Annotated in this window: 21 protein-coding genes; 9 read left to right on the top strand and 12 right to left on the bottom strand. The window is 45.1% G+C overall.

The features are described 5' to 3' along the window. Positions 1 to 7 precede the first annotated feature (7 nt). Both ACLVWP_RS17225 and ACLVWP_RS17220 read left to right on the top strand, forming a co-directional pair. Entirely contained in the window at positions 8 to 952 is a 945-nt protein-coding gene (locus ACLVWP_RS17225; protein ID WP_413558895.1) for a hydroxymethylglutaryl-CoA lyase, read from the top strand. A gap of 195 nt (positions 953 to 1,147) precedes the next feature. Then, complete coding sequence (locus tag ACLVWP_RS17220) at positions 1,148 to 2,446, top strand: hypothetical protein (protein WP_413558894.1); 1,299 nt, start codon at positions 1,148 to 1,150, stop codon at positions 2,444 to 2,446. A 70-nt stretch (positions 2,447 to 2,516) separates the two neighbouring features. Here the strand turns inward: ACLVWP_RS17220 and ACLVWP_RS17215 are convergent, their stop codons facing one another. Next, complete coding sequence (locus tag ACLVWP_RS17215; protein WP_413558893.1) at positions 2,517 to 3,176, bottom strand: type 1 glutamine amidotransferase; 660 nt, start codon at positions 3,174 to 3,176, stop codon at positions 2,517 to 2,519. Positions 3,177 to 3,325: 149 nt separating this feature from the next. Here ACLVWP_RS17215 and ACLVWP_RS17210 point away from each other — a divergent pair, with 149 nt between their 5' ends. The 3 genes from ACLVWP_RS17210 (at position 3,326) to ACLVWP_RS17200 (ending at position 6,732) form a co-directional block, all read left to right on the top strand. Then, positions 3,326 to 4,864, top strand: a complete 1,539-nt coding sequence (locus ACLVWP_RS17210) for an ABC-F family ATP-binding cassette domain-containing protein (RefSeq protein ID WP_413558892.1) — start codon at positions 3,326 to 3,328, stop codon at positions 4,862 to 4,864. A 170-nt stretch (positions 4,865 to 5,034) separates the two neighbouring features. Beyond that, positions 5,035 to 6,405, top strand: a complete 1,371-nt coding sequence (locus tag ACLVWP_RS17205) for a hypothetical protein (RefSeq protein ID WP_413558891.1) — start codon at positions 5,035 to 5,037, stop codon at positions 6,403 to 6,405. Between the two features lie 9 nt (positions 6,406 to 6,414). Beyond that, complete coding sequence (locus ACLVWP_RS17200) at positions 6,415 to 6,732, top strand: DUF2388 domain-containing protein (protein WP_413558890.1); 318 nt, start codon at positions 6,415 to 6,417, stop codon at positions 6,730 to 6,732. A 28-nt stretch (positions 6,733 to 6,760) separates the two neighbouring features. Here ACLVWP_RS17200 and ACLVWP_RS17195 read toward each other — a convergent pair whose 3' ends face one another. Together ACLVWP_RS17195 and ACLVWP_RS17190 are read right to left on the bottom strand one after the other, a co-directional pair. After that, positions 6,761 to 7,567: a DUF2799 domain-containing protein gene (locus ACLVWP_RS17195; protein ID WP_413558889.1), complete on the bottom strand. Its 807-nt coding sequence runs from the start codon at positions 7,565 to 7,567 to the stop codon at positions 6,761 to 6,763. Positions 7,568 to 7,570: 3 nt separating this feature from the next. Next, a complete protein-coding gene (locus ACLVWP_RS17190) occupies positions 7,571 to 9,403 on the bottom strand; it encodes an ATP-binding cassette domain-containing protein (protein ID WP_413558888.1) in 1,833 nt (610 codons plus the stop codon). Positions 9,404 to 9,512: 109 nt separating this feature from the next. Here ACLVWP_RS17190 and ACLVWP_RS17185 point away from each other — a divergent pair, with 109 nt between their 5' ends. Beyond that, positions 9,513 to 9,932, top strand: a complete 420-nt coding sequence (locus ACLVWP_RS17185; protein WP_413558887.1) for a DUF523 domain-containing protein — start codon at positions 9,513 to 9,515, stop codon at positions 9,930 to 9,932. Positions 9,933 to 9,989: 57 nt separating this feature from the next. On the opposite strand, the gene panD is transcribed toward ACLVWP_RS17185, so the two are convergent. The 6 genes from panD to ACLVWP_RS17155 are packed head-to-tail and all read right to left on the bottom strand — an operon-like array spanning position 9,990 to position 14,703. Further along, the gene (gene panD, locus ACLVWP_RS17180; protein WP_413558886.1) at positions 9,990 to 10,379 is read right to left on the bottom strand and encodes an aspartate 1-decarboxylase; all 390 of its coding nucleotides are present in this window, start codon (positions 10,377 to 10,379) and stop codon (positions 9,990 to 9,992) included. 9 nt (positions 10,380 to 10,388) lie between these two features. Further along, positions 10,389 to 11,159 (bottom strand): type III pantothenate kinase, encoded by a 771-nt coding sequence (locus ACLVWP_RS17175; protein ID WP_413558885.1) that lies wholly within the window; start codon positions 11,157 to 11,159, stop codon positions 10,389 to 10,391. Further along, positions 11,156 to 12,430: a bifunctional phosphopantothenoylcysteine decarboxylase/phosphopantothenate--cysteine ligase CoaBC gene (gene coaBC, locus ACLVWP_RS17170; protein WP_413558884.1), complete on the bottom strand. Its 1,275-nt coding sequence runs from the start codon at positions 12,428 to 12,430 to the stop codon at positions 11,156 to 11,158. The genes ACLVWP_RS17175 and coaBC overlap by 4 nt, the downstream gene beginning before the upstream one ends. Continuing rightward, a complete protein-coding gene (gene panC, locus ACLVWP_RS17165; RefSeq protein WP_413558883.1) occupies positions 12,417 to 13,172 on the bottom strand; it encodes a pantoate--beta-alanine ligase in 756 nt (251 codons plus the stop codon). The genes coaBC and panC overlap by 14 nt, the downstream gene beginning before the upstream one ends. Further along, a complete protein-coding gene (panB, locus tag ACLVWP_RS17160; protein WP_413558882.1) occupies positions 13,169 to 13,966 on the bottom strand; it encodes a 3-methyl-2-oxobutanoate hydroxymethyltransferase in 798 nt (265 codons plus the stop codon). The genes panC and panB overlap by 4 nt, the downstream gene beginning before the upstream one ends. 11 nt (positions 13,967 to 13,977) lie before the next feature. Continuing rightward, positions 13,978 to 14,703, bottom strand: a complete 726-nt coding sequence (locus ACLVWP_RS17155; protein ID WP_413558881.1) for a DUF2520 domain-containing protein — start codon at positions 14,701 to 14,703, stop codon at positions 13,978 to 13,980. Between the two features lie 121 nt (positions 14,704 to 14,824). Here ACLVWP_RS17155 and ACLVWP_RS17150 point away from each other — a divergent pair, with 121 nt between their 5' ends. From ACLVWP_RS17150 to ACLVWP_RS17140, 3 genes are all read left to right on the top strand, one after another. Beyond that, entirely contained in the window at positions 14,825 to 15,547 is a 723-nt protein-coding gene (locus ACLVWP_RS17150) for a hypothetical protein (protein WP_413558880.1), read from the top strand. Positions 15,548 to 15,560: 13 nt separating this feature from the next. Beyond that, a complete protein-coding gene (locus tag ACLVWP_RS17145; RefSeq protein ID WP_413558879.1) occupies positions 15,561 to 16,127 on the top strand; it encodes a hypothetical protein in 567 nt (188 codons plus the stop codon). Positions 16,128 to 16,332: 205 nt separating this feature from the next. Beyond that, positions 16,333 to 17,094: a hypothetical protein gene (locus tag ACLVWP_RS17140; protein WP_413558878.1), complete on the top strand. Its 762-nt coding sequence runs from the start codon at positions 16,333 to 16,335 to the stop codon at positions 17,092 to 17,094. Positions 17,095 to 17,127: 33 nt separating this feature from the next. Here the strand turns inward: ACLVWP_RS17140 and ACLVWP_RS17135 are convergent, their stop codons facing one another. The 3 genes from ACLVWP_RS17135 to ACLVWP_RS17125 are packed head-to-tail and all read right to left on the bottom strand — an operon-like array spanning position 17,128 to position 19,077. Next, positions 17,128 to 17,331 (bottom strand): hypothetical protein, encoded by a 204-nt coding sequence (locus ACLVWP_RS17135; protein ID WP_413558877.1) that lies wholly within the window; start codon positions 17,329 to 17,331, stop codon positions 17,128 to 17,130. A gap of 1 nt (position 17,332) precedes the next feature. After that, complete coding sequence (locus ACLVWP_RS17130; RefSeq protein WP_413558876.1) at positions 17,333 to 18,706, bottom strand: HAD-IG family 5'-nucleotidase; 1,374 nt, start codon at positions 18,704 to 18,706, stop codon at positions 17,333 to 17,335. 5 nt (positions 18,707 to 18,711) lie between these two features. Further along, positions 18,712 to 19,077 (bottom strand): rhodanese-like domain-containing protein, encoded by a 366-nt coding sequence (locus ACLVWP_RS17125; protein WP_413558875.1) that lies wholly within the window; start codon positions 19,075 to 19,077, stop codon positions 18,712 to 18,714. Positions 19,078 to 19,083 lie beyond the last annotated feature (6 nt).

The raw sequence follows: 19,083 nt of genomic DNA, 5'->3' as shown, positions 1-19,083 counted from the left end.
AAAGTATATGGTTAAGAATTCAGTCGCGATCGTGGAAATGGGACTTCGAGATGGTTTGCAAAACGAAAAAGTCGTTTTGGATGCTGACACACGCGTTGAATTTGCTCGCAGATTGATTGAAGCAGGCACTAAGCGTGTTGAAATCGGCGCGTTCGTTTCTCCGCAGTGGGTTCCGCAAATGGCGGGCACTAAAGAGGTCGTTAGCAAAGCCTTTGCTTTACAGAAATCTGGAAAAATCCCTAAGAAAACGGAATTCTCTGTTTTGGTTCCCAATGAGCGCGGCATGCAAGACGCCATCGCCAGTGGAGTTAAAGAGATCGCGATCTTTGCGGCTTGTTCTGAATCTTTCTCTCAGAAAAACATCAATTGTTCTATCGATGAAAGTTTCAAACGCTTTGAGCCCGTGATGGCTTTGGCGAAAAAACACAAAATCAAAGTGCGTGGTTATCTTTCGACGTGTTTTGGCTGTCCTTTCGAGGGCAAGGTGCCAGAAGCTCGCGTGGTAAAGCTTGCTCAACGTATGCATAAGCTTGGCGTGTACGAGCTTTCTGTGGGTGACACTATTGGTGTTGCCAATGTTGGCCAGGTCCATTCACTGTTTAAGAAAATCAAAAAAGTTGTACCTGTTAAAAAATTAGCAGGACATTTCCATGATACTCGCGGGCAAGCACTCGCAAATATCCTTGCAGCCTATGAAGAGGGTATTCGTGTTTTTGATACCAGCCTTGGCGGTTTGGGTGGTTGCCCTTATGCTCCGGGTGCGACGGGGAATGTGGCGACAGAAGATGTCGTATACATGTTCCACGGTATGGGTATTAAGACAGGTTTGAACCTTGATAAGCTCATTGCTATTGATCCTTGGATGTCAGAGAAAGTTCAACATGCACTTCCTTCTAAAGTAGGCAAAGTCGGTCCTCTGAAACCATTGGGTAAAGTCAGTCCTTCAAAGTAATCCGAAAAATCATCTATTAACGAATAGAGTGGGAATTCAAGTGTTTACGGGGTGAACATTGGATGCCATTTTTTGTTAAATGCGTATTTTTCGACGTCTCAAATCGACTCAGTTCCATTTAAATTCGGGAACCTCTGGTACTACATTTGAAGGTGACCTCACGGAATTAAAAATATCCAGAGGAGATACCTATATATGAAGTTCAACCGAGCACTTAGCTTTGCTTTGATTTCTAATATGATCCTTGCGTCGCTTTCGCACGCGATCAGTAAAGAAATGCAAGATCTGGTAACGTTGGAGACAAGATCCAATGCAGTAGCTACTCGCAGTGATAAAGAAGTCATGGTCTATCACTATGATATTCCGATGAGCTTGGTAGAGGCAGACGTTGCTGAGCGCGCGCCGGAGAAGTTTGTGAATTCCCTGGTTCACGTTGAAAAAGGTGTCGTGTACTTGCGCTGGATTATTAATCCCGAGGATACAACGTGGTGGAAAGAAATCGCAGGCTTTTTGAAAGATAACGGAATCACTCCGATTAAAAAATCCTACTATAAAGGTTATATGACGGCTTCACGCAGTTATATCATCGTGGATCCGGTATCGAAGGCAGAGTTTTCATTTAAAGGCTCTACCGATAAAACCGGCGGTCACTGGCGCGATAAGCATCAAGACTGGGACGATGGTAAGCAAATCCGTATGATGACGGACTTCGTGGATGACCAACTTAAAACACAACCTAAGCTTCAGAATATCGTGTTGTTGGATGAGCCTGTGGCTTTCGGTATCGAGACTCGTGATAAAGAAGGTAAAGTCGTTATCGATCAAGGTATGATCATTCGCTCCTATGATACATTGTCAAACTCTGGAAAAACCTATGTTCCAGGTTTCTCGATTGTTCACGAAGACAAGGGCCGTGAGATCGCAAAACTCAATGGTTCTAACAATCCAGCGGACTTCTGGAATGAGCACTATAATAAACCTCTTGCTCGCGCCATTGCAGAGTTCTTTGCTTTGACGGGTATGACTTACGATTCACCACACTCACAAAACTTCTTGGTAGAGTTGGATAGTAAAATGCGCCCAACAGGCAAAATTGTTTTGCGTGATTACGGCGATACTTATTTGACTCAAGAGTTTTTTGATAGAGTGGGCAGAACTGATATCACGAAAGCTTGGGAACAAGATAACTTGAAACGTAACAGTGCCACTGTATCTGTAGGTATCTTGCACGGAAACACGGCTCCTTCATGGTTGCCAACTGTCGTGTACAACCAATGGGGCGTTGATTTCTTTAAAGAGTTTGAAAGAGAATTCAGACTGCAAACGGGTGTTGAATTGATCAATACCACGGCAAAACCAGGCGAAAACGGTATGTATCGCACGAAGGGATATTCTTTGGCTCTTCCAAATGGCCAAAAATTCTTGAAACTGGTTGAGCAAGGTAAACAGCGTGATTTCTTAACACGTACATGTGCCCGCGTATTTGCGATGTAGTATTTGATTAAAATAGAAATAAAAAAGCCCAGGGTGAGAACCTTGGGCTTTTTGTTTTTAAGGGCTTATTTTAAGAGTTAAAAAGCTTAGAGAGTTCCTTGAAGTACCAATTCTGAAGCTGCTTTTGTAAGCCTAGGGAATTTAACATCTCAGATTTGTTCTGAACGATGCCCTGGTGTTCCGGCCCCACTTCGTCGGCACATTCGCGAATCCAATCTTCTGTTGTTTCCGGGTGGAACTGGGTTGCCACGATGTTATTTCCCAATTTGTACGCTTGGTTCTTACAGAAGCTATTGGTTGCGATCAGTTCGGCTCCTGGAGGGAGTTCAAACGTGCAGTGATGCCAATGGAAGGCTTGGATGGTCTCGCCCTCTGTGGTCTGCACAGGCACAAATCCGACTTCCCAACCGGGTTCATGAATATGAACTTTGCCACCCATGATGTCGGCAATTAATTGTGAGCCCAGGCACAGTCCAAAGATCTTCACATTGTTAGCAATCAAATCACGGATATAAGCTTTTTCAGTATGTAACCATGGGAACTTATCCACCTCAAAGGTGTCCATGCTACCACCACAAATAACCACGCCGTCATAGCCTTTAACCGCAGGCGCAGGTCCGCCCTGTGCGGGCAACCAGTACTCCACCTGGTAGTTATTTTGAGACGCCCAGTCCAAGGTAGACCCTGCAGGGACGTCTGATTCGTGCTGGATGATTAAAAGCTTTTTCATGGCCGGGAGACTAGCATATCTAAAAGCCCTTTGCTATACTGGAAAAGCCGAGGACGACCTTGGCGTCTATGAGAAAATAAATCCGTCGTTATTCCTTTTTTAATAACTCTATTTAGAACCTTCCAGGTTCATTGACGGATATTTCATATATGCAAAATCAAATATTTCAAATCACGGCCCATCGTGTGGGCTTTGAATTTGCCAATGGCTTGCGCCTGTTTTCAGGTTTGAGTTTTTCCATTAGTGCGGGCCGATTCGGTCTGGTCGGACCTAATGGTATTGGTAAATCAACATTAGCAAAAATACTCTCTGGGATTATTTCCCCGAGTGAGGGTGAGGTATTATGCAGTCATCCCGTTATGTATTTGCAGCAAATCGAAGATCGTCCCGAGCAAACGGTGGGGGAGTTCCTGGTGGATATCTGGGAGTCCTCGCAGCTCGATGCCGTAACTCAGGAAAGTCTGTTAGGAGACATTCCCTTTGATCGACTGCTACCGCAATTAAGTGGTGGCGAGTGGACGCGTGTGCGTATTGCAAGGGCCTTAGCGCTGAATTCAGGTCTTTTGATTCTGGATGAGCCGACGAACAATTTAGACAAACAAGCCAAGCGCCGTATTGTCGAATTCGTTGAGGGCTTCAAGGGAAATCTTTTGGTGATCAGCCATGATCGCGAGCTGCTTGAATCAATGGATTCGATTTTAGAAATGTCGAATCAAGGCATGAGATCTTACGGTGGTTCTTACTCCTTTTACGAGGAGCAAAGAAACCAAGAGATCGAACAAGAGCAAGCAACCTTAGATCAGTTGCGCCGAGAGAAAAAGAAAACCGAGAAAGAGCTCCACAGCAAAGTGCAGGCGCAAGAAAAACGCATGCGACGTGGGCAGGCCATTGCCGACAAAGGCGGTATCCCCCGAATTATGGTGGGAGGACTTAAGCGAGCCGCTCAGGTGACGATGGGGAATATCAACGCGAACGAAACCGCAAGGGCAGAGCAAGCCAGTGCTCAGTTTCAGTCGCATTATGCAAGCATGCGCACTCAGAGCTCCTTGCGTTTGAAAGAGCTGGGTTCGAAAGTACCGGCGGAGAAGTTGATATTTCACGCAGCTGATTTGAATTTCCGCTATCCGGGATCAGAAAGTTGGTTGTGGCCGGATAGTTTGAATCTACATATGAAAGGTTCAGAGCGCTGGGCATTCACTGGGAAGAATGGCGCAGGCAAGACGACTTTACTTCAAATGATTTTAAGTAAAGGCGAATCTCCTCAAGGAGAAACTCGTGGAGAGCTTAAAGTCGGCAATTTAAAAACCGCTTTGATAGACCAAGAGTACAGTCTGCTCGCCCTCGATAAATCCGTGCTGGAAAATATCATGGACGTTAGCAGCAATGGGGAAGAGTGGATTCGCAACGAACTTGCCGCCTTTCAATTCTTTGCAGATCGTGTGCATCAAAAGGCCGAATCCCTAAGCGGTGGAGAGAAGTTGAAGCTGTGTTTGGCGAAGGTCTTCCTGTCAGATGTTGTGCCGGAGCTGCTGGTGCTGGACGAACCCACGAACAACTTGGATTTGCAAAGCCTGGAGGTTTTGGAGGATGTTTTGATGGGTTATCAAGGTGCCTTGTTGGTGGTCTCCCATGACTCGGTTTTCTTAGAGAAAATTCAAACTAGGGAGGTCTGCCTTTTGCAATCCTAGCCTGTGATATGTTGTCACGTTGGCTCACTTATTTATCTTTTGCCTGTTTTGGCATACTTAGCCTGGTGGTTCTGCAAATGAACCGCCGGCCTCTTTGTATCGAATCCAAGGTTGTCGAGAAAATTGACAGAACCCAGGGTCGACAAGAGGCGGTGGTCTATCGTTGTGCTGTGAACAAGGCGACCGGCTATAGCACTTACTTTGGAGAAAACATCCGCGACCTCAATCTGCGCATTGGGGCCACGGAGCGTGTTCTGGAAAGTATCGAACCCTTCATGCAAAAGGTGCAGATCCAGATCTTGGGCGATCATCCCAATCTTTTCCGCATTAAGGGACACACGATTTATATCGGTCAGAACTTAGTTGAAGCTCCAGGGCATTTGGAAAAAGCCCTCGCTAAAATCTGGTACCGTGAGCGCAACGAAACTCTGTTCGTTCAGCAAGAATTGATGGAAGAAGTCGCAACGGATTTCTTGGTTTACTTGCAAGCGGGTGATTTAGATATCGGTGACCCAGGAACTCATGTAAAGACCGCGATCTTGCCGGTGAAGTGGCCTTACGTTATCAAGTCTCCAGCTGCTTACTGCGATACTCCGTGGAAGCAATCTGAAGACTATGCGATTTGCGCAAATAGCAAAGACATCTCAAGCTTAGAGCCTGAAATTTTAGAGATGAGCTTGCGTCCCTTGATCTTAAATAGCTGGGTGAGTTCTTATAAGAAGCTATCTGTGGGCGAGCGTTATCAGTTCACCAGAAGTTTTGCTCGCATGATCCGCGCTGAATACAATCCGGTATTGTCTGTTGCAGGTGACGAGAGTGCTTCGACGTTAGCTCGTGCTTCGGCGACTCTTAAGAATTTTAATCAGTATGTTGCGAGTTCTGATTTGAGCAAGAGCTCGAACACATATCGCTTGTTCGCTGCGAACTTTGCGAATGAGCTTCGCAGTCATGGCTATGAAAAGGCATTTGCGGAAGCAAGCTTTGATGTGTTGTACGTAAGCAACCAAAAGCTTGATAGCAACACGAAGGCTTTCCAAGAATTTATGAAGATCGCTAAAGCTCAGCCGCAAACGCAGATTGCTTTGCGCGATCAAGACAACTTGTGGATGCTGCCTTCTAAATTCCCGATTCCGATTAAGACATTCGGTCAAATCAAAGCCAATCGCACGATTGTTGAAAAGTGCGGTGGTTATAGTTTTAGTTACGTGATGGATTATTCTGATAGCACGGAAAAATTGTTGGTGGTTGAGCATTGCGATCCGAAAGCTGAAGTGAAATACCAAGAGTACCTTAAAACAGGCGCCGAGGGGTTTGCTTTAGAAAACAAAGGAATGTCCTTTGTGCAGTTCCACTTGCCGTCATTGTTGATGAAACGTGATGACCTGGCTTCGGTTTTAAATGTTCAGGACTTTATTAAAAAGCGTGACGTTGAAAATCCATCTTTCAAAAGTTTAGGATGGCAGGAAGTTCGTTGGAATAAAACCGCGAATGCATATCAGCCGAAAGCTTACGTCGACGCGATCGAATGGTTTAGGTTCTAGGAGCTACTTATGAAGAAGATTTTGTTGGCGTCTCTGGTTGTGATTCTTGTTATTCCCATGTTTGCATTGGCGAATACGGGAGAGATCATTTCTGGTGCCACTGTAGCGGTAACTTCGGCTCCCACTTATCTGACGGCAAAGACCGCAGCGGATAATGCCATTCCTAAAATCATTCTCGATGCTAAGGACGATGCGAGTATCTTTATCGCCACTGATGGCCAAGTTCGTGGTGTGCACTTACAGCGTGCCTTAGAGTTTGTTCGTAAGAAAGAGCCCAAGCTTGTAGCTTCGGACTTACAAATCGCAGAGCGTATAGTCGCTCTTTAAAAGAAAAGGGGCTTTAGAGCCCCTTTTTTTAGTTTTGTAGTCCCGCCATCTCTGTTCGGTAGTCGGCGATATTCTTACTTGCCTGATCCTTTTCGTTCTCTAGATTTCTTTTCTCTCTGTTGGTTCTGTCTACATCTTGTTGGGCACGATTCACTTCCCAATCAGCGTTACGTAGATCTGTTTCCAGACGATTCACTTCATTGGCATTATTCACTGACTGAGCGTAATTGCGCTGGCTTTCAACCATGTTCTTGCGATTTTGCTTTGTCATCAATGTCATGTTTGCCGTGACGATCTGAGTGTTTTTGTTAGAGATTGCCAAATCCAAGTCGCGTTGACGGTTTTCAAGGTTCTTGATTTGCGCTTCTACGTATTTCAAACGACCCCTGCGATATTCAGGAAGGAATGATGATTCCATATCTGCCGGGCACAGGTTCTTATACTTCTTGCCGGAAACACCAGCGTTAAAGCCATTGGCTTTTGCGCAGTAGTCACGAAGGCCTTTGTTGTAATCAGAAACAATGCTTTTCAGTGCAGGCGTGTCGCACATGTCTTTGGCGAAAGCGTCTCCGGATTTACCCACCAGGTATGAGTTGCTGCCAGTACAATACTTCTGACGACCGCTTTTAAATCCCAGGTCAGCTTGAGTTTCGCTGATCTCAGCTTCCTCTTTACGGCATGACAATAGTTTTGGATCAGAGTTCAACCACTCGCCACGCATGGCAACTTCTTCGCCATACTTAAACCAATTCGTCGCTTCGCAATCTTTTTTAAGAGCGCTTGCGCAACCTACAAATGTTGATGATATCAATGCCGCCAGAATCAATTTTTTCATAAATTATCCTATGAGGTTTTTTAATTCTTGTTCAAATGAGTGTTGATCTTCCATTGCTTGCAACATGTCGTTCTCGAGATTTTCAATTTGTGCACTGATCTCGTGAAGTTCCTTTGCAAGTGCCGCCGTGTTTGAAGCCGTACCAGAAATTAGAGAGTCATTAAGGCCATCACGCTTCGTGGATAGAGTCGTGATTCTTTTGTCGGAATCCTCTATCACTTTTTGTGCCTTTTTAATCAGAGTCTCGATGCGCTTACGTTCTTCCTTGTAGTTAAACTTGGACGGGGCGTCCGATGCCTGTCCGGATGTCGCCTTTGCCGAGCTTTGAGGATCAAAGGATCTTTCGGAAAGAAAGCCCCTTTGCAAACTCCAGACATATTCATCGTAAGTACCCGGATAAAGCGTCAGCTTCCCATGATTTACTTCAAGGATCTTATTTGCCACACGTCCGATAAAGCCACGGTCATGGCTGACAGTGACGATGGTGCCTTCGTATTTTTCTAAAGCACCTGTGAGTGCTTCAACAGTATCGAAGTCCAAGTGATTCGTAGGCTCATCCAGAAGTAATAGAGGAGATTTCTGTAAAAGGATTTGTCCCAAAGCCACGCGTGACTTCTCTCCACCCGAAAGGACTTTTACTTTCTTGTGAACAGATTCTCCGCTGAACAGCAAGCTTCCTGCGATATTCAAAACATCTTGTTGAGTTACTTCTTTATGAGCCAGGGAGGCCATTGCTTCCAGAACCGTGTGTTCAGGATTCAAAGCTTCCGGCGTGTGCTGAGCAAAATAAGACAAGCTTACTTGATGTCCCCATTTGATCGAGCCTCTCAGCAAAGGAATTTGCTCGCCCAAGGATTTTAACAAGGTGGATTTACCCGCACCGTTCAATCCCACGATACCCAAGTGATTGCCGCGTTCTAAGCGCACAGTCACATCTTGCAAAATCACTCGGTCACCATAACCGCAATCTGCATTTTCGATTTCCAAAATCACTTTGCCCGTAGGACTTGCTGGAGGAATATGAATGTGCGAGTGAGTTGGTGCGGCCTTGATCTCGATTGTTTCCATTTTTTCTAGAGCCTTCAGGCGAGACTGTGCCTGTTTGGCTTTTGTGGCTTTCGCACCAAATCTGGTGACGAAGTCCATGATGGACTTCTTTTTAGCGGCTTGGCTGAGAGCTTGTTTTTGTAAAAGCTCAGCAAGCATCGCCTTTTGTTCAAAGTAATCATCTAAGTTTCCGGCGAACTTAACGATATCGCCGGATTCGACTTCCAAAATGTGATCTGTCACGCGACGAAGGAATTCACGGTCGTGCGAAATCAAAAGGAAGGCGCCCTTGTACTCTTGCAGAAAGCTTTCAAGTACCAGCAATGTTTCAAGATCCAAAAAGTTCGTCGGCTCATCCAGAAGCAGTAAGTTCGGCTCTTGCCCAATTAAGTACAAAAGCTTTACGCGCATGCGGAAACCGCCGCTCAGTTCTTTCAAGTGAGATTGGAAATGTCTTTCTGTCAGACCCAGTTTCAAGCCGAACTGTTTTAACTCCCACAGGGGAGTGATGCAGTTCTTATCCAGATACTCTTCGACTTTCTCAGAGATATTCCAGTCAGATTCTTGTTCTAGGTAACCGAGGCGCAGTTGTTGAGACTTGGTCACAATTCCTGAGTCCAAATGTTCTTGGTCCACCAGGATTTTGAAAAGCGTGGTTTTACCAGCCCCATTGGGACCAATAACACCCACGTGTTCTCCTTCATTGACCGCGAAAGTCGCCTGATCAAAGAGAACTTTAGACCCATAGGCCTTATGCCCATCCTGTAACTGCAATAACGTAATACCCATATGGCCATTACTGTAAAGGTACAGACTCATTTTGTCCAAACTTTAGACGATCCTGCAGTATCTCCAGGGGAGGCGAGTTTCCGGAGATGGTGTGTTATATTGGCCGCTTATGAGCGAAGGTAAAATCCTAGTATCAGCCTGCCTAATTGGACGCCCGTGCCGCTATGATGGAAAGCATCAGCTGCGCGAGGAAGTCACTGTCCTTCATGAGGAAGGGATGACCATCGCTGTATGCCCTGAGGAAATGGGTGGTCTTTCCACGCCAAGAACTCCGGCCGAGCGTATCGGTGACAAAGTTATCGATAAAAATGGCAAGGACGTTACCGCGGAGTACACTTGCGGTGCTCAAAAAGCTTTAGAAATCGCGCTGAAGTTCGGCGTGAAAGAAGCCATGCTAAAATCCAAATCCCCTATGTGTGGCTGTGGCCGAATCTATGACGGCACCTACAGCGGAAATCTGAAAGAAGGCAACGGCGTCCTAGCCGAAATGCTTCTGTCTGCTGGCATCGAAGTCGAATCCATCGACTAAAATAAAAATCCCGGGTCAGAGCCCGGGATTTTTTTGGACAAAGTAAGGCCGTATCTTTTACTTCTTCTTTTTATTCTTATTGTTTTTGTGGGATTCGGCGCGCTTTTCTTTTACGCGGTTTTTTTCATCTACGAATACAACCGTAGGTTCGAATTTCTTGGCTTCTTCCATGGACATTCCACAGTAAGAGCAGATGATGACCAAATCACCTTTTTGAACGTGACGAGCGGCTGCTCCGTTTAGGCAGATGTCGCCTTTGTCGCCTAAGATCACGTATGTGGAAAATCTTGCACCGTTGTTGCAGTTATAGATGTCGACGCGTTCATTGATCAACAAGCCGGAAGCTTTGATCAAATCAGGGCAGATGCTGATCGAGCCTTCATAGTTCAGGTCAGATTCAGTAACTGTGGCGCGGTGAATTTTTGTTCTTAATAGTGATAAATTCATAAATAACCTCTAAGCATTATGCTGAAGTGCGATCAGCATACCTTTCAAAACTAAGTCAGGGATAATAGCGTCGAATACTTTTTCTTTTTCAAATAGGGCCGAGAAACCACCAGTTCCAAGCACCAAAGGCTTTTCATCCTGGAAGGATTCGCGAGTAATACGCGCGATGATTTCTTTCATCGTGCCTAAATGACCGTAGTACAAACCAGATTGAATACTTTCAACGGTCGTGCGGCCCAAGGCTTCGTGCATGGATTGGATCTCTACCGATGGAAGCTTGGCAGTCTTGCTTTCCAAAGCCTCCATGCAGAGGCGCATACCTGCGACGATAGATCCACCCAGATAATCTTTTTCTTTAGAAACCGCACAGAACGTTGTCGCAGTTCCAAGGTCTACGATGATCAGGTTTTTATTAGGATACAGGTGAGTACCAGCAATCGAATTCGCAATACGGTCCGCACCGACTTCCAAAGGATTGCGATACTTCACGCGAAGACCAGTTTTAACTCCAGCCTGCAAGATGAACGGATTAATATTGAAGTACTTCATGCAAGCACCACGAAGGGAGTGATTCACTTCGGGTACGACAGAGCAGATCGCAATCTGTTTTACTTGAGCCGGGTCATAACCATTCTCACGAATGGCCGTGCGCAGGAAAATACCTGTTTCATCCGAAGAAGCCCCGCTTTTGGAGTTCTTACGGAAGGATAAAACCATTTTATCCTTATCAAACAATCCTGCAAAGATTTGGGTGTTACCCACATCCAAACATAAAATCATACAGATTCCTTTGGTAACAAAACGCGGATCAATTCACTTGTCAGTTGATCTAAGTTCTCGCAAGTCACAAAGCTTTGATGGTTATGCAATGTGAATTTGTGTGTGCGTTTGATAATATCAATATCAGTTAAATCATTGTGGACCACGAAATCAGCATGTGAAGCTTTAAAGAGCTTATCAACAGCAGCTTTCTTTTGTTCGTCACTCGCGTGGCTTGTCAGTTTAAATGCGACCACTTTGATGTCTTTGTTTTTAGAATAGTCTTTCAAACGATCCACAATCTTGTGATTGCGCTTTAAATGAATATTCATACCTTCAGCATCAGAGCTGACTTTTTTAACTTCTAACGGACGGTACTGTTTACCAGAGACTTCGATGGAATCTACAGAGTAATCACTAACAGCGGCCGCATGAATGACATGAGTGTAGCTGTTTTCAGACAGATACTTTTTCAGCTGAGCATCCAAGGAAGCAAAGCTTGTGAAGTAATCACGATGGGCAACATGTTCAGCCTTCGCTGTTCCGTGCGCTTGTAGCAAAGTCACTTCAAAGCCCATTTGGCTTAAGTATTCGGCCAAAGAGATTCCCGTACGCCCCGAACTTAAATTTGTGATCGTGCGAACCGTATCAATAGGCTCTTGAGTGCCGCCAGCCGTAATCAAGACTTTTACTTTAGCAAGCTCCGAAGATCCAGGGGCCACCGCGCGAGCAGAACTTGTATCAATGGATCCTTTATGCAAATGAGCCAAAGTGATTTTCAGAATTTCATCTGGATCTAAGAGCTTTCCGTAGCCTTCTTCGCCACAGGCCAAAATACCAGAGGCTGAATCCAGAATCTCGATACCGAAACCTTTCAGAGTTTCCAAAGACTTCTGTGTCACGGGATGCATATACATAGAAGTATTCATCGCAGGGGCAAGCAAAAACGGCTTTTTGAAATCATGAGCCAAGAACAAAGTAGAAACGAGATCATCGCCAATACCTTGCGCCGATTTATTAATAAAATTAGCTGTAGCAGGCGCGACTAAAATCAAATCCGCCCAGCGCATAAGGTGAATGTGATCCATCACATTGCCTTGCGAGTACATATCGCTGATAGCAGGCTTGCCAGTCAGTCCTTCAATGGTCGCATTGCCAACAAACTTTAAAGCCGCCGGAGTCATCACCACTTGCACTTCGCAACCGGCTTGCACCAGACGTGAAACCACATGACATGCTTTGTAGCATGCGATGGAGCCCGTCATCATAAAAAGAACTTTAGATTTGGACATTATCAATCAACCTCACAGAACCCAAGCGAGCCGCGACAAAGCGGCGTCCCTCGATATCTGTCACATAATCCACATCAAATCCCGCTTGAGTGAGCTTGCTTGAAGCTTCCTCTGCAGTTTTCGATGTCGTGATTGTTTTATAAATAATCGGAGCTTTTTCGCGCTCTTCTTTAGTCAGTAATAAATTACGAGAGCTTTTAGCTAATCCATCTTGTTCGCGAACCGTAGCTACCGGAACAATCGTCAGATCCATAAAGAAGCTGTCGACCATGCCTTTGATCAAAGTCATCTGTTGGTAATCTTTTTCACCAAAGTACGCCTTATTAGGAGCAACAATGTTGAAAAGCTTCATCACCACAGATAAAACGCCATCAAAGTGACCGGGGCGGTGAGCACCATCAAGTAACTTTGAATAAGTGTTCTCGCTGACTTTATAGCGATACTCATCAGGATACATATCTGGATAACGTGGATAGAAAATAGCATCGACTTTATTCGCCTCGGCGATTTTCAAATCCTGATCCCAAGTTAAAGGATACTTTTCAAAATCTTTTGGATCATTGAACTGCGTGGGATTCACAAAAATAGAAAGCACCACCACATCGTTTTCACGACGGGCATTTTTCAGAAGCTCTTCGTGGCCAGAGTGCAAAGCACCCATGGTTGGTACAAAACCAACGCTGCCTTTCTGATTTTTTCTCCACGCCCTGAAGTCAGCGGGAGTGCGAAGAACTTGAATCACGAGTAGCTCTCTTTCTCTGTCGGGAAGTCCACATTCATCACTTCATCGTGATAAGTGTTAAAGACTTCTTTGATCGCTTCGTAACCATTGAAATAAGTTTTAACGAATTTAGGTTTAAAACCCGGATTCATGCCCAGCATGTCTTGCAGAACCAGAACTTGTCCGTCTGTATCAGGACCTGCACCGATACCGATCGTTGGAATATCCAAAGACTTTGTGATTTCCTTAGCAAGTTTAGAAGGAACACATTCAAGGACGACACAGAAAGCACCAGCTTCCTGAAGCTTCAAAGCTTGCTCTTTAATTTTCGCCTGCGCTTTTTCATCACGGCCTTGAACTTTAAAGCCACCCAATTGATTTACTGATTGGGGAGTTAAGCCCAAGTGACCCATCACCGGAACACCAGAATTCACTAGATGAGAAACGATTTTGTAAGTGAACTCGTCGCCGCCTTCTAATTTCAAAGCGTGCGCGCCTGCTTTCATAAGCTTTTCTGCAGCAGTCATAGTGGCCGTAAGCCCTTTGCGGTTCGCCATGAAAGGAAAGTCAGCCACGACAAACTTCTTAGCACCAGCTCCGCGAACAACAGCAGCGGTATGCAAAGCCATCATATTCACAGTTGCATTCAGTGTCGTCGCAAAGCCATGCATTGTATTTGCCAAAGAATCACCGACCAACAAACAGTCGATATTACTGTCTGCAAGGATCGAAGCGAAAGTGTAGTCGTAACAAGTGATCATCGAGATCTTCTCGTTTTTATTTTTCTTTTCTTGGAAGTCGAGAATGGATTTCATAGTGTGCGCCCTCACTTTCGCGGGTAATCGGGCCAGTAGGTTTCAAGAAAGGCTTCGTAAATTTTCAAAGCGGGATCATTTTCAAGAGCTTTAAGATTGGCCTTCACGGTTTCAACGTCTTTGCGAACCAAAGGACCTGTTAAGGCAGCTTCAGGATTGGCAAAAGTGTTTTCCACAACTTTTTGCACGTACAAATGGGCTGCCTCTGCGGGAATCTTCATCGTTGCAAAGCCAGAGAGCATTTTGGCAATCAACAAAGTCACAAAATTTCCACCCATCACACAATAAGAATGATAAAGCGCTTTTTGTGCGGAAGGGATCCAGGAATAAGAGTTCGTGAGACCCGGCAAAGCCTCATCCAGACTGGATGCCCCAGTTAACGTAAAGTGAATCTTTTGGTAAAAATCCAGATCGTAAAGATCATTTCCAAACGTCATTAAGGGGTGAGCAGAGATCATGCCTTCAAAGGAATGAGCCCCGGAAAAGTGCACCACCGTTTTATCGTCATGACCTAAAAGGTGTTGGCGGTAAAACCCCTGAAGCGCACCGTCGCTGATCGCCAGCAAAACGTGTGTGGCAGCGGAAACTTTGACGCGCAATGCATGAGGATCTTGGGAGCGGTCCCAGGTCTGAAAACTGATATTTAACAGATTAAAATAGTGAGAAAAATGGCGCGCAACTCGGCCAGAGCCAATAAGGAGATAAGAAATAGAAGATTTCGAAGTCGTCGTATTCATATTTTTTGCGGTACCTGTCTTGTTAAGATCAAGTCCTCTGTAATATTCGCAACTTAACACAATCCTACCAGAATACAACGTACCTTGCCATGGTGGGCCAGCGGTGATAGGTCGATAGTCCATGAAGTACTTGTATTGGGTTGGCGCCATCGCCGTTATAGCTATGGGAATCTATATTTCCGTCAGATTTTCTGAGGAGACTGAAACACTTCCTAAGATCGAATTTACTCAGGTTTCAACTCCTGAGGATATGGGCAAGGAAGTCTTCGAGAAATTGCGCGAAGAAATCAAGGCTGCTCCCATCGCTGTTATGGGCGTAACGCCGAATAAAATCGAAGACATGGAATTGTGGCGCGGCTTTTTTGAAACCAATCAAGAAGCGGGCTTAAAGTACGACGTTATTATCGTTGAACCAATGCTTCCTTACGTGGAGCTTTTCAATACAGGTGTTTACATTGCAATGAAGGAAGAGATGCCTCGTTTGGTCGAAGGCATCAACAAGGCCAGGGCAGAGGGTTTGCGCGTGGCTGTGGTTGTTCCTAATATTTATGCTTCGCAGCTGATCGAGGCGAATCCTGTTGCGAAATTGAAGTCAGACTATAAATTGGACGTCACAAGTTTCAGCGTCAGTAACTTCCCAGTCACTAGACAACAGGAAGAAGCATTTAGTCCAAAATGCTTTGATGGTGGAGCGGTAGACCCAGCGGGTACAAGTAAATTTGGCTGTGCGATTCGCAATGCCGCTCGCGGGACTTACCGTAAAAAATTGGAGCCGAATAAGTTCTCTGCAAAAGTAGAACAAACCAGCTCCAAAGATTTTTTGATTTTGTTAAATAGAAACTAAAAGGGGAATCTGCGTGAACAAATTTATCGTAGCGTTGATGGTTATGGCGTTGCCTGTGATCTCTCAGGCCGGAAATATTTTTGAAGGTACATACGAAAACAAAAATCGTACTGCTGAAGTTGATTTGGTTGAATTCGATGGTTCAGTAACTATGAATACAACGGCATTCTACGGCAACGGTGCTGCAGTAAACTGGTTCTTTGATTTTAAAATGCCAAAAGGTCGCGATGTGCAAGTCGGCGAAACTGTAAAAGGTCGCGTACGCAGCATTGATGGTCTTTATGGTTGTGTGTTTGACGAAAAAGCTGAAATGAAAATGGAAGCTGGTGGCATCGTTAAAATTCGCTTCCCACTTTTGACTTACCATATGGAAACTCGCTCTGTTCGCGAAAGAATCGGCACAGGCTACCGTCGTTATGTAGACTGGAATGGCTGGGGCTGGGTTGAGCGTGGATACCACTTCCCAATCGAGCGCTACCGTGTGATCTCCACAGAGTGCGTTGTGACTCAACGTAACCACACTGTGAATGTTCTTTACCCAACGCTTTCTGATTTGCCTCCAGTTCCAAGCCTAAAATAGCCAATAGGGCGGGCATAGAGATTGTAAGCTCCTGGGTGGATTCAAAACTTGGGAGCTTAAAATGAAGAGAATGGCTTTGCCCGTTATTGGTGCCCTAATTTGCTTACAATTTACGGCTGGGTGTCTAGAGACTAGTCGGTCGGGTTCATCTGTTAGAACCATGCAGGGCAAGAACAATGGCCTTAACTCCAAGAAGGCCCAGCAGATGGCTAAAGAATCTGCTATCCCTGAAGTAGCCTTCGATTTCGCTGCCGAAGACGCCTATCGTAACTATATCGATCCTGTTGTTTCTAATATCAAATCAAACGATGGCGATTCCATTGGCCTTGAGAAAGTGATCAAAGCCAGAAAATGGACGACTCTTTCTTTGTACCAAAGAACTCCGCCTACAAAGGTTTATCTAGCTCCTAAAATTAAAGACAGCACGATCGCATGGATCTCTGCTGATACTTTGCAAATTGATAGATCGACATTCGACTCTTACCTTAAAGAAGAACAAGGCAAAATCTTGATGCGTCTTTTGATGACGATCATGCGTTTGGAAACGAAGGGTGAGCTTTCTGCTTACCTGACTCAGGCACAAACAACGACGACGGCTGCTGCTGCTCCTAATGCAGAGATTCCAGCTGAAATCGCGGCAGAGCTAGAGCTACAAGAAAATGCAGCTCAGACGGCATCGGATGAGGCTGAAGCGATGGAAGCTGGTGAAGACGCAGTTGCTATGGCCGTAGCTCCAAACACTCGCAAAGCTTTGCCAGTCATTAACTGTGAAGACGAAAAAAATGCCAACAATGCAAAGTGCCTGTATGAAAGCTTTGATGCAGCAGAGGCTCTTCGCAAGAAGCTTCTGACTGACGAAGATAAAAAGAACATTGAGCTAGCAGCAGACTATCTGTTGCAAAGTGGTCGCAGCGGCAAGATCGCCGATATCAAAGCGAAACTTAAAGAACTCACAATCATCAAATAAAAAAACCGGGCCCTTGAGCCCGGTTTTTAGTTTTTACTGATGCGAACTATTTGGTTCGGATGGTGGCGGTGGAGGAGGCAGGTTTGTCGGGAAGGCCGACGGTGGTGCCCCACACGCTGCTGCTGCATCTGCACCCGCAGCGGTTGGAGGGCAGTGAGCTGAGCGCTTGCCCAAGCTGAATGCCACTGCTGCTACGACGATCAAAGCCAAAATCCAAAGAGCACTTGTTTTATTCATATTAGTAAATCTCGTGGGCTAAAGGTCTACGTGGTGCACGGAAGTAAGTTCTTGGAGACAGCTCCAAAAGATCCGCCAATTTTTCCATATAAACGCACGCGTAACGATCCAATTGGTAAGCGAAATAGCTTTCCTCGTTACCTGCTCTCATCAATTGACCCCAGTTGCCGTTGTAAAGCGCCTGTTGCTTTTTGATGTGCGAACTAATCTGCGCATCGATCTCTGAAATAGATTTTTGCAGAGTTTCGATTTGTGCTTCATTCAACTCGCCAACTTTTTCAATTTTGCGAGTCATGATTTCAGTCAATTCATCTTCAAGAGGTTCCTTTTTCTTCATCAACGTTTCGATCTCTACGTTGATAGGTTCCGCTTTTCTGTTGTTATCAACTTCGGTATCAAGCTCTTCGATAACCATCGCTGTTCTCCAGTTACAGTCCTTTTTCAAACGAAGGATGTCGCCGTAGATATGGTCACCGATGTAAAGGATGTCATCACCGTTCAAATCAAGGTCGGCAGTGAACTTCTTAGCATTACCACCTTGGTAAATGCCCGGAGTCAGCTTGCCTTCCATGTTCGTCATCGAACCATCCGCAGGATTCACGCGAAGATACTTTTGGTTTTCATAGAAGTACTTAGGCTTGGAGGCGAAAGTAATCACGAACTCAAAAAGATCTGCCCATGATTTATATTCCTTAAGGAATGGCTGAACTGCGTAGTCCAACAAAAGCTTCGTGTAGTGGTAATCAGAGTTCGTTAGTACGAAAATCTTTTTACCGTGGCGACGGAACTTTTCTAGGTTTGCAACCAATCCTGGATCTTTAATGATGTAATGATCCAAGTTCTTTTTAACTTCATCTTTCAATGAGCCGTCACGGTGAGCCTCATCCAAAGCATCCAAAACGTCGTCAGCAATCTGAACATATTCTGGATACTTGTTCGCTGTGTCCGTATCTTTCAACTCAACGATTTGGCCGATCAAGTTCGCCAAAGAAATGGAGAACGATGTATCAACAGCCAAATAGTCGGTGTTGGAAAGATCGATGTAAGTCGATTTATAAAGTTTTTGATGAGTTTTGAAATCAAGTGGTTTCAAACCATGGTAGCTCGCACGGATCGCCGTGTAGCGGTTCAATTTCAAAAGGTTTCCCATCTTACGGTCGATCACAAGTCCGCGGATCGCGAAGTTATAATCAAACGTCAACTTGCGCAAAGTTTCCGGGTAACCACGTTTAACCAATTTATCGATCATCGTAGTGTGCGAAAGTCTTTCGAAGTTTTCGGAGTTATAGCGAACCAACGTATGGTCCATATCAACACCGATGTAGCGAATCTTTTTAAGATTCAATGTTCTGTTAACAAATACTTTTCCTGGCATAATTCTTATCTTTCAACAGGCAGTTGCAATTCATTCCAATGAATCATTCCGCCTAGCATATTAAACACGTGTTTGAATCCATTCATCTGAGCAAAAGCAGTGGCGCGAGCTGAACGAGCTCCGCTGCGGCAAATGAACACGATTGTTTGGTCTTTCGGAAGGTTTTCCAAATGATCTGGAAGAGTGTCGAGCACTAACAACTCAGAACCTGGGACGTGGCCAAGCTCACCAGTGTATTCGTCAGGTTGACGAACATCGATCATTTTAATATTCGACATGTTTTGATGAAGTTCTGCAGGAGCAATATCGCAGACGCCATCATAGTTTGGGTTTTCAGTTTTTGTGGAGAATTCGTAAACCTTCACTGTCATTGTCAA

This window comes from Bdellovibrio sp. HCB209, assembly GCF_047306065.1.
GTDB lineage: Bacteria > Bdellovibrionota > Bdellovibrionia > Bdellovibrionales > Bdellovibrionaceae > Bdellovibrio.
The sequence above is the reverse complement of the archived record's forward strand: the minus strand, read 5'-3'. Positions and strand labels throughout refer to the sequence as shown.